We start from the raw sequence: 10,261 nt of genomic DNA, 5'->3' as shown, positions 1-10,261 counted from the left end.
CCTGGCCGACTTCTAATACTCCAAGAGCCGCAGGGATAGGGAAAATATAGGCAATTCCGACAACTGTTATGACAAGGAATAAGACATAGAAGGAAGCGTCAAAGCCAAACATAAGCAATGCAATCTTATATTCCAGAAACATGCATGTCCATAAAAACAAGGAGAGAAGCAAAGTCAAAATCAGGGTTTTAGTTTTGTGCTTGAAAAACTTCGTTATATGGCCTTCCATGTCCAATATTGTCTTCTCTATTTTTAGGATATGCTTGTATTTTATTTTATTAAAGCCAAGAATCCTGAACAGCTCGCTGAAAAATCCCAAGCCGCGCGCAAGCCTGTAATAAAGAACGCTCAGGAAAACAATAAGAAGCACTACGCTGAAAGACATCACAATTTCCGCCTTTCTTGGCAATGCGAATTTCATTAAAAATAGAATCAATCCGACAAAGGCAAAGAATGCATTAACGCTTAATTCAAGCGATTTGTCTATGACAGCAGATGCCAATGCTTTGGAATATTTTATGCCGTGCCTGCATAATAGATATGCCTTCACAGGCTCTCCGCCGACCTGCGCGCTTGGCGTCAAGTAGCTCGTTGCAAACCCTGAAAAGCCTATTGGCAGCAATTTCAGCAGGCTTATTCTGAAGCCATGTGCTTTTAGTATGATCTTCAGCCTGTACTGTATGCCTATGAATATTGCAATAGAAAAGATCAAGTAAGGAACCAAATAAAAGTAATTTGCCTTTTTGAATGTTTCAGCAACATTTCCCAAGCCCAGCTGAAAGAATACAGATGTGAATAATGCAATGCCGATCAATGTCGAGATTATAATCCATTTTTTCATATTTAAAAGCGGACCTGGAGAGACTTTCGCATTTGTTTCGAACTCTCGACCTACAGCTTAGGGGGCTGCCGCGCTATTTGTCCAACATTGAAGTTACCAGACTGCGCTACAGGTCCACAAGCGATATTATTAGTAAAGGTTTTAAATAGTTTTTGATTATTTATGATTATGTACAGAATAAAGCAGATTCCTGAGGATTTCATTGTAAAGGAGATAGGCGGTATTAGGGGGAGTGATAAAGGGGAATATGGCGTTTTTTTATTGAAAAAAATAAATTGCTCAACTCCTGAAGCAATAGATATTATTTCTAACGCATTAACCATAAAAAATAAAGGCATAGGCTATGCTGGGAATAAGGATAAAAAGGCAATAACAGAACAGCATATTTCGATAATGGTTTTTAATGATGCTTTTTTAAATAAAATCAAGAATTTAAGAATAAAGAATATTGAACTAACGTTCATTGGATATTCTGATCAGCCGGTTTCATTAGGTGATTTGGAGGGCAATAGTTTCGAGATTGCTGTCAGGAATCTGGATAAGAAGGACTTAAGCATTTTTTTGAAAAATACAAAAATGATGAAGAGCAATAAATTAAAAATACCAAATTATTACGGCGAGCAGAGATTCTCAAAAAACAACATTGAGGCGGGGAAATTGATTCTTAAGAATAAGGTTAAAGAAGCAATTGATTTGATTGTTGAAAATGACGCTTTTCTGAAAGAAAAAATAAATGGTTTTTTGGAGAGCAACAAAAACAACTACAACGCTGCATTAAAGATCATTCCAAAACGGGTTTTAAGATTGTACATTCATTCCTATCAGAGCTTTTTATGGAATAATGCTGTTTCAGAATTTTTAAAAATGTACAAAAATAAAAAAAGCCTTAAGATACCGCTAATAGGATTTGGCTTGGATCTTGATACTGTTAAAAATTCAAAACTGAAAAAAATAATTGAAAAAAACCTGGAAAAGGAAAAAATAACGCCAAGGGATTTTGTTTTGAAATCCCTGCCTGAGCTTAGCTCAGAAGGCGGATTGAGGGATTTGTTTATGAAAATGAAGGGCTTTAAAATAATCAAGAAAGAAAAGGATGATCTGAATAAAAATAAAGAAAAAATAACAGTAAAATTCAGACTTCCAAAAGGAAGCTATGCGACTGTTGCAGTTGATTTCCTGTTCAAAAAACAATAAACTATTTAAACAATAATCATAAAGACAAACAAATAACAAAATGGAATTAAGAAAAGACTATTTACTGGACAGATGGGTTATAATAACTGAAGGCAGAAAAAGAAGGCCCAGGGAATTTAAGAGAATTGTAAGAATTGAGCCTCAGAAGGCATGCCCGTTCTGCCCTGGCCATGAAAACCTCTCTCCGCCTGAAATCTACAGGGTGACAAAAGACGGGAAATGGAGCGTAAGGGTTATCCCGAACAAATACCCTGCTGTGAGCAAGGTTGGATCGCCGCGCATCACATCGCATGGATTTTTTGAAAGAACTTCTGCTTACGGCTCCCATGAAATTGTAATTGAGACACCGCTTCACACAAAGCAGCTGTCAGAACTTTCAATAGAAGACCAAAAAGAAGTGTTTAAAGTATATGCATTAAGAGTAAAAGAGCTGCTGAAGGACCCGAAAGCAAAATACGTTGTTGTTTTCAAGAACGAGGGAAAAGAAGGCGGCGCTTCGCTGCAGCATTCCCATGCGCAGCTTATTTCGTATCCTTTGGTTCCAACGCTTGTGAGAGAAGAGCTGCTGGCATTTGGCGCTTATATGGACAAAAATTACGGCTGCCCGTACTGCAAGATAATCAAGCAGGAAAGGCTTTCTCCGAGATTCATAAAAGAAAACAGCTCATTTGTTGCATTTGCGCCTTATGCATCGCGCTTCAATTATGAAGCATGGATCTTTCCGAAGAAGCACTTTAAGACCTTTACAGATTTTTCAGAGCATGATTTCCACGAGCTTGCAGAAATAATAAACTTCATTCTGGACAGGGTAATGAGGGTGACAGACTCCTATAACCTGTATTTCCATTATGCGCCTGAAAACCATGACTTCCATTTCCATGTTGAGATCGCCCCAAGAATCGCATACTGGGCAGGGTTTGAATTCTCAACAAATGACGTGATGAACACAATAAGCCCGGAGAAGGCAGCGAAGTTTTACAGGAATGCAAAATAAGGAAAATTAAATGATTCTTAAGAATTTTCAATAATAAACCCTGAAACCAAGCTCAGCATCTTCTCAAAATGCTCTGGATTTGTATATCTGTGGTCTGCGCCTTTAATGATTTCAAGCTTGCAGTTTTTGATCAATTTTGCAGTCTTTATACTTTGTTCTATAGGAACAGACTCGTCTTTATCACCATGGACAATTAAAGTCGGGATTTTGATCTTTTTGGCAGCTTCATAGCCGCTTACAGTTTTAGCATCTTCAAAAAAAGAATAATTCAGCCTGAATTTGTTTCCTTTGCTATTTGTGTAATAAATAAACCCTTGTTTCTTCCAAACATTTAAAGGATATTTGCTTATTTGAGCAATAATTTCTCTAAGGTAATCTGATACAGGAGACTTTAGTGCCAACACATATAAATCGTTCGTCTTTGATGCCGCTAATAGGCTCGCCATGCCGCCAAAACTTGATCCCATAAGGCCTATTTTCTTATAGCCTTTTTGCTTCAAAAACTTTATTGCATTTAAAACATCATCTACAGCTTCAGAAATTGTTACATCTTCAAATTTTCCTTCGCTTTCCCCATGGCCATAAAAATCAAATCTAAATGTAGAAATGCCTTTTTCATTAAGAATTTTCTCTAATTCAACAAATGTCTTACTATCTTTGCTTGAACTAAACCCATGGCATAAAATTATGATTGGCCTGTCTTTGCTGGCTGTCGGGTTTGACAGTATTCCGCAAAGCTTGTTTCCTTTGCTGTTTTCAAAAAATAATTTTTCCTGCATGATCATTCATTCCAAAACACAAACAACATTTTCAAATATCTCTTCCGGGGTTTTCTCTGCGTTTATTTCTTCCAGCAGATCTTTGCCGGAGTAATATAATATTAACGGAGCTGTCAGCTCGTTATATGTCTTTAATCTCTGCTTTATAACTTCCGGCTTGTCATCATCCCTTAAATAAAGCTTGCCCCCGCATTTGTCGCAGATTCCATCTTTCTTTGGCGGCATGTTTTCAAGATGGTAAATATTGCCGCATTTGCTACATGTCCTTCTTCCGCTTAATCTCTTTATTATTGTTTTCTCAGATGCTTCAAAATCAATAACAATATCAATTTTGGCTATTTTATCCAGCGCTTCGGCCTGCGGAATAGTCCTTGGAAAGCCATCTAGAATAAATCCGTTTTTGCAGTCTGTTTTTTTCAGCCTATCTGCAAGCATATCGATAACCAAATTATCAGGAACAAGCTTGCCTGCGTCCATATATTTTTTAGCTTCTTTTCCCAGTGATGTGCCTTTTGCGATGTTCATCCTGAGAAGATCGCCGGTTGAAACCTGAGGAATACCATATTTAGAAGAGATCATCTTTGCGATCGTTCCCTTTCCTATGCCTGGCGGACCCAGTAAAATTATTTTCATTTTTGCACCAAAGCCTACTGCATCTTCTTTGCTTTTCTTAAATTTGATCTAAAGCCTCCGGGGAGATTTGCACTCCCGACCTGCTGATGGCTTGCATGGATACAAGTCAGCCGCAATAGCTACTATGCTACGGAGGCATAACGCAAGAATTTATTATTTCATTTATAAGGTTTTTGCTTGGGCCAATCAATTTAAACACTAAAAATTCCACCATTCTTTGAATGGTGGTTTACTCCGTAAACCACAGGTCAATATGTGGAATTTTGGTGTGCTCAAAAACCACCTGATTTTGTGGATCGCAGCGACATGCCACCCATCTGTGATGGGTGGTTTTTGACATCTATTATTTCACTTCTTCCTCGAACTTCACTATCTCTATCACTCCAACAACCTTTTTGCGGGTATCGAATATAGGAGAAGAAGTAATCTGAGCAGAACGCTTTTTGAAAAAATTGCAGATCGGGTGGTATTTTGAGCGGTGCACCTTGCCGTTTCTAAGAGTCTGCAATGCAGGGCAGTCCTTGGTTAGCCTGCCATTGTTAAAAACTTCATAGCACATTTTTCCCTTTATGCTCTTTAATTTGCCGTTTATCTTTTCAATCAAGTTATTGACCCAGACAATCTCGCCTTTCTCATTTAGGACAATCACCCCTTCACCTATGAGATCCAGCATCCTTTTCGCATTTTCATCATAATTTTCGCTGTTAAATATTCCCAGAAGAGGAGACTTTTCCACAAACCACACCTTTGCCATGCCTATGCGCTTGAAATTCAGCATTCTTTCAGAGCAGAGTATTGCAAGGTACTTGGTTATTGTCACCCTGTTGATGCCCAGCTTTTCTGCAATCTCAGTGGAAGAGCACATTTCGTTGTTTTTTATAAACTCAAGAATCCTGTTTTTCGTTTCCAGACTAACCATGAGCATATAATGCTCGATTTATATATAAAGATTATCATTATTGATTATCTATATTCTACGATAGAAATGTTTAAATAGTTGTTTACCTATATCGTTATACGTTATTGATAATCAATATATTGGGCGGTGGCAAGATGAGCTATGCAAAGAAGGAGCTGGGAAAGAAGGGACTTCTAAGTTCATTTTTGAGGTTGCTTTACAGTAAAAAATACAAAATAAACGAAGCGCCAGGAAAAAGCGCGATTCAGACAAGGCTTCCGACGTTTTTGTGAGGCGGTAGAAATGGGCATTAAGGAAAAAATAGTTGACATCAAAAAATTGGCAGAATTTCTGAAATTGAACCTTACAAAGCACGATTATCCTGATTTTGCGAGGCATTTCAAGAAGTTAAAAAAGCGCAGGGGGTGATAGAATGAAAGTCGACGACTGGTTTGATGACGAAGATGATATGGACACATATAATATGTTTGAGGAAAGAAGAGAAGAAGATGAGCTTGATGACTGGGAAGAAGGGTTTATGGAAGGGTACGGGAAAGCTTAACAAATAAACCCAAAACTTTATATTTAAGCTGCTTTCTTTTCTGCATCATGGATTATAAAGAAGAAATAACAAAGATCCTGAAAAAGGAAATTAAAGCTGAAGTTAGTTTAGAGATTCCTCCTGACAATTCTATTGGCGATTACGCCTTTCCATGCTTTTCATTATCTAAAATTTACAGGAAAAACCCGGTTGAAATAGCAAATGAATTAAGATCAAAGCTAGAAAAAGAAAAAATCTCCTTTATTGAAAAAGTTGAAGCGAAAGGCCCTTATGTTAATTTTTTCATAAATAAGAAATTTCTTGCTGAAGAGGCAATTAAGATAAATCAGGACTTTGGGCGGTGCAGCGCAAAAAGAAAAATAATGGTGGAGTTCTCGCAGGCAAACACGCACAAGGCATTTCATGTAGGGCACATAAGAGCAACTAGTTTCGGCGAGAGCTTGGCAAGGGTTTTAGAGTTTTCAGGCAACGATGTAATAAGGGCAAATTATCAGGGAGATACAGGGATGCATGTGGCGAAATGGATATGGTGCTATAAAAAATACCATTCTAAAGAAAAATTAAGCAAAGAAGAATCATGGATTGCCTCAGTTTATGTTGATGCTGTAAAAAGGCTGGCTGAAAACGAGTCTCTCCAGGAAGAAGTAAATGGAGTCAATAAGGCGCTGGAAGAAGAAAAAGATAATGAACTGACGGCTTTATGGAAAAAAACAAGAGACTATAGCCTGGAGGCATTCGAAAAAATTTACAGGGAACTCAATACACATTTTGACAGATATTATTTTGAAAGAGAAGTGGAAAAAAGAGGAAAAGAGATAGCGCAAGAACTGGTCAAAAAAGGAATAGCAAAGATAAGCGACGGCGCAACAATCGTAGACCTGGAAAAATATGATCTTGGCATCTGGGTTTTGCTTAGAAGCGACGGAACTGTCTTGTATTCTGCAAAAGACCTTGCATTGGCAGAAAAGAAATTCAAAGATGCAAAAATAAGCAGAAGCATCACTGTTGTAGGCACAGCGCAGTCATTGCATACATTTCAGATACTGAAAACACTGGAGCTGATGAAATTCCCTTATGTCAAAGATTACAGATTCGTTTATTTCTCTGAAGTTCGGCTGCCTACAGGGAAAATGTCTTCCCGCACTGGGGAGAATATCCTCTATTCAGATTTCAAGAAAGAGATAACTGATTATGCTGAAAAAGAAATTAAAAAACGATTCCCAGGTATAACTGCCGCTGAAACAGGGAAGAGAGCATTGGCGATCTCAATAGCAGCTGTAAAATACACCATGCTTAAACAGGACCCAAACAAAAACATAGTTTTTGATAAAGAAGAGGCATTAAACTTTGAAGGGGACACGGGGCCTTATCTGCAGTACAGCTATGCCCGCGCATCTTCAATCCTGAGAAAAGCCAAAAAGGCAGCAAAAGTAAAGATAGAAATCCCGAAGATCCAGGAAAAGGAATTTGGGCTTGTAAAAGCTCTTTTGGAATTCCCAAAACAAGTTGAAAGATCAGCCCAGCAGCTAGATCCGAGCCATATAGCCAATTATTCTTTCAGGCTTGCCCAGTTATTCAGCGAATTTTACCATGCCTGCCCTGTTATTGGAAGCGAAGAAGAAGCATTCAGGCTGAAGCTTGTTGAAGCATTCAGGGTTGTCATAAAACAGGCTCTTTATCTGCTAGGAATTGACGTCTTAGAACGAATGTAGATTAATAATCTTTAAATAAACCGCTTCATTTGCCTTGATTATGGACGGCAACAGATTATTGGACGAGTATATGTGCTACCTTAGAAGATTGAAAGATGGGCTTAACCTGAATGACGTGTTCTATGCAAGAAAAACAAGGCATGAGCTGCGTTTTAAAGAGCTTCAATTTAATATTCCCCTTCTGGCTGAAGGAAAGAATAGAAAAGACTTCATACGTTTAGAAAATGGCGAGATTTTTTATTATGAAATCCGTCAGCTAGATAATACATTTATCGCTATTTTGTGCAGAAAGTCTTCAGAAAGCAACAATCCTGGGAAAAGCAGCCGTTACAATGACGTCAAAACTTACAGGGCAATTACAAATTCAGAAAATCCTGAAAAAATCAACCCATTTTTGTTTAAAAACCCAAAAATATTGACGATAGATGACGCAATCAAAAGAATAGAACTTCTGAGAAGATAGTTTTTTAAATAATATTGCATTTCTTCACATAATGAAACTAATCAAAATCCCCTCTTCGCAGGGAGGGCTGGGAAAGTCAGACGGATCAGAGCTTGCTCCAGATGAAGTTATAAAACAGGCCCGTGACCTGTTTTTGAATGAAAATGCCGAGCTGCCTGTCTTTGAAATAGATGAAGTCAAGGTTGCAAGCTCCAATCTGGAGGAAACAAACAAAAACATATTCAATAAGGCAATGGATATCTTCGCAAAAAATGAAAAAGCAGCATTTATTGGCGGAGACCACTCAATAACTTACCCTATTGCAAGGGCGTTCTCGAATACATTTAACAAGAATCCGGGCATCATAATATTTGATGCGCATCCTGATGCAGAGGACTATTTCATGCCGCCGACTCAGGAGGACTTGCTGCCTGCGATGATACATGAGAATTTAATAAAAGCAGCTAATATAATCCTAGTCGGCATTAGAAACTGGCACAGCAATGAGCTCGAATTCTTAAAAAAGAACAAAATAAGATTCTTTAACATGAAGGAAATAACTGAAGAAGGCCTGCATGAAAGCTGCGAAGCAGTAATGTCGATAGCAAAAAACTTTGATGCCCTGTATATCTCCATAGACATAGATGCTGTTGATCCGGCTTTTGCACCTGGAACAGGCTATATTGAGCCAGGCGGCTTGACTTCAAGAGAACTGATTTATTTTCTACAAAGGCTGAAATTCCTAAAAAACATTAAAGCCCTCGATATATCTGAAATAAACCCGAAAAAAGACATTAACAGCATGACCTCGAAGCTTGGGGCAAAGATTTGCGTTGAGATGAGCTGATTAGTTGTAAAGTAAATGTTCGGTACAAACATCATCAAACCATGATGTTTTAAGTTAAGTGATATAAAAAATAGAAAAGATCAAGCAGATGAATCGTAATACTTGTAAAAGATAAAGTCCCAAAAATCTTTTTTTGACTGCAAGAAAGACCTAAATTCGTGTATTGTTTTGAAGACTGTTTTAGGAACTTTTGCTTCTTTTATTGTGCCTAATAATTTGGAGTCATTACTGACGAAAATCATCAAATTGCCACCTAAATATAAACTAAAGAGTAATGTGTAAAACTCTCTGTCATCTGGATTTTTTTCGGACATCCCGATGAATGTTGCGGATTCAAAATAATTTTCAAAATAAGCTCTCAGTTCACCATGGTCTTTAACTTGAGCATATATGCTATTATATATTTTTGGAATGGTGACTATTTTCTTACAATTCCCCCTCCACGTAAGAAATTCAATTATTAATTGGCCACATTCCAATAAATCAAGGTCATCGCTTGATAAAGCACGAAATATGGAATCATCAGAAACAATTACATCTTCGCTATCCATATATTACATCCCCTTATCTTATCCCTGCTTCCCTCAGTAATCTACTGAATTTTTTTCCAGGAGATTCTGCACCCATATCTTTAATTTCTATAAATGCGGGATTCTCTCTTTCCACTCTTATCTCTACAAATCCATTGGTGTCATAGATTCCCTTATCCAACCTAACTTCTTCTGGCAAGTCCCCTTTTCTAACTACATTTATGCTTTCAATTTTTCTTATATTTTCCATCGCAGCTCACCTCTTGATAAAGTTAGTTTATCTCTCTTTTTTACAATCTTATCTCTATACTGGGATTATTATGTATTACGTATAGTGTACCTTATTTAAATAACTTTCGATTTTTTTATTTTGTAGCTATTTAATAGTAGAAACTGATATAAAACCGCAATATTTAAATACTCGCCATTTATACCTTAGTATAAGAGGGGAATTCTGGTTAAAATGGACAAAAATGAAAACATAATGAAAACTGGAACAACAACAGTCGGCATACTCTGCAAAGACGGGATTGTTCTTGCAGCAGACAAAAGAGCAACAGCAGGCTACTTGATAGCCAGCAAAAAGACAGAAAAAATACATAAAGTTACAGATAATATTGCAGTTACAATGGCCGGAACAGCCTCAGATGCCCAATTGCTCATAAGATATGCCCAATCAGAGCTTAGGCTTAAAAAGATAAGAACAGGAAAAGAAGCTACTGTAAAAGAGGCTGCAAACCTTTTCTCACGCTTAGTTTACTCAAATATAAGGAAAATGAGCATGATTCCAGGAGTTTCCCATTTTGTGATGGGTGGCAAGGATGAAGGC

13 protein-coding genes and 2 tRNA genes are annotated in these 10,261 nt (G+C 37.5%); 7 read left to right on the top strand and 8 right to left on the bottom strand.

The features are described 5' to 3' along the window. The coding region (locus HYU07_06055) for a flippase-like domain-containing protein (protein MBI2129772.1) at positions 1-841 on the bottom strand (841 nt) is incomplete at its 3' end. Between the two features lie 9 nt (positions 842-850). Beyond that, positions 851-957, bottom strand: a tRNA-Arg gene (locus HYU07_06050). Positions 958-1,009: 52 nt separating this feature from the next. Here HYU07_06050 and truD point away from each other — a divergent pair. Next, complete coding sequence (gene truD / locus HYU07_06045; GenBank protein ID MBI2129771.1) at positions 1,010-2,035, top strand: tRNA pseudouridine(13) synthase TruD; 1,026 nt, start codon at positions 1,010-1,012, stop codon at positions 2,033-2,035. A 40-nt stretch (positions 2,036-2,075) separates the two neighbouring features. Continuing rightward, positions 2,076-3,029 (top strand): DUF4921 family protein, encoded by a 954-nt coding sequence (locus HYU07_06040; GenBank protein MBI2129770.1) that lies wholly within the window; start codon positions 2,076-2,078, stop codon positions 3,027-3,029. Between the two features lie 17 nt (positions 3,030-3,046). Here the strand turns inward: HYU07_06040 and HYU07_06035 are convergent, their stop codons facing one another. From HYU07_06035 to HYU07_06020, 4 genes are all read right to left on the bottom strand, one after another. Further along, positions 3,047-3,814: an alpha/beta fold hydrolase gene (locus tag HYU07_06035; GenBank protein MBI2129769.1), complete on the bottom strand. Its 768-nt coding sequence runs from the start codon at positions 3,812-3,814 to the stop codon at positions 3,047-3,049. Continuing rightward, positions 3,815-4,441, bottom strand: coding sequence for an adenylate kinase (locus HYU07_06030; GenBank protein ID MBI2129768.1), 627 nt, complete (start codon positions 4,439-4,441; stop codon positions 3,815-3,817). It lies immediately after the preceding gene. 52 nt (positions 4,442-4,493) lie between these two features. Continuing rightward, positions 4,494-4,578: transfer RNA gene (locus HYU07_06025), tRNA-Thr, on the bottom strand. A 206-nt stretch (positions 4,579-4,784) separates the two neighbouring features. Continuing rightward, positions 4,785-5,360 (bottom strand): HTH domain-containing protein, encoded by a 576-nt coding sequence (locus HYU07_06020; GenBank protein MBI2129767.1) that lies wholly within the window; start codon positions 5,358-5,360, stop codon positions 4,785-4,787. 134 nt (positions 5,361-5,494) lie between these two features. Here HYU07_06020 and HYU07_06015 point away from each other — a divergent pair, with 134 nt between their 5' ends. The 4 genes from HYU07_06015 to HYU07_06000 all read left to right on the top strand — a co-directional run bounded on the left by HYU07_06015 (position 5,495) and on the right by HYU07_06000 (position 8,902). Next, positions 5,495-5,632 (top strand): hypothetical protein, encoded by a 138-nt coding sequence (locus HYU07_06015; protein ID MBI2129766.1) that lies wholly within the window; start codon positions 5,495-5,497, stop codon positions 5,630-5,632. A 316-nt stretch (positions 5,633-5,948) separates the two neighbouring features. After that, complete coding sequence (gene argS, locus HYU07_06010; protein MBI2129765.1) at positions 5,949-7,613, top strand: arginine--tRNA ligase; 1,665 nt, start codon at positions 5,949-5,951, stop codon at positions 7,611-7,613. Positions 7,614-7,653: 40 nt separating this feature from the next. After that, complete coding sequence (locus tag HYU07_06005; protein ID MBI2129764.1) at positions 7,654-8,076, top strand: hypothetical protein; 423 nt, start codon at positions 7,654-7,656, stop codon at positions 8,074-8,076. A gap of 31 nt (positions 8,077-8,107) precedes the next feature. After that, positions 8,108-8,902, top strand: coding sequence for an arginase family protein (locus HYU07_06000; protein MBI2129763.1), 795 nt, complete (start codon positions 8,108-8,110; stop codon positions 8,900-8,902). A gap of 80 nt (positions 8,903-8,982) precedes the next feature. On the opposite strand, the gene HYU07_05995 is transcribed toward HYU07_06000, so the two are convergent. After that, positions 8,983-9,453 carry a hypothetical protein gene (locus HYU07_05995; protein MBI2129762.1) on the bottom strand — a complete coding sequence of 157 codons (471 nt, stop codon included), beginning with the start codon at positions 9,451-9,453 and terminating at the stop codon, positions 8,983-8,985. A gap of 13 nt (positions 9,454-9,466) precedes the next feature. Then, entirely contained in the window at positions 9,467-9,682 is a 216-nt protein-coding gene (locus HYU07_05990) for a hypothetical protein (GenBank protein MBI2129761.1), read from the bottom strand. Positions 9,683-9,895: 213 nt separating this feature from the next. Between HYU07_05990 and HYU07_05985 the strand changes: the two genes are divergently transcribed. After that, on the top strand, positions 9,896-10,261 hold a 366-nt coding region (locus HYU07_05985), incomplete at its 3' end, for a proteasome subunit beta (protein ID MBI2129760.1).

This window comes from Candidatus Woesearchaeota archaeon (genome assembly GCA_016180285.1).
Taxonomy (GTDB): Archaea; Nanobdellota; Nanobdellia; order Woesearchaeales; family JACPBO01; genus JACPBO01.
Note: the sequence above shows the minus strand (reverse complement) of the source record. Positions and strands in the feature narration are given on the sequence as shown.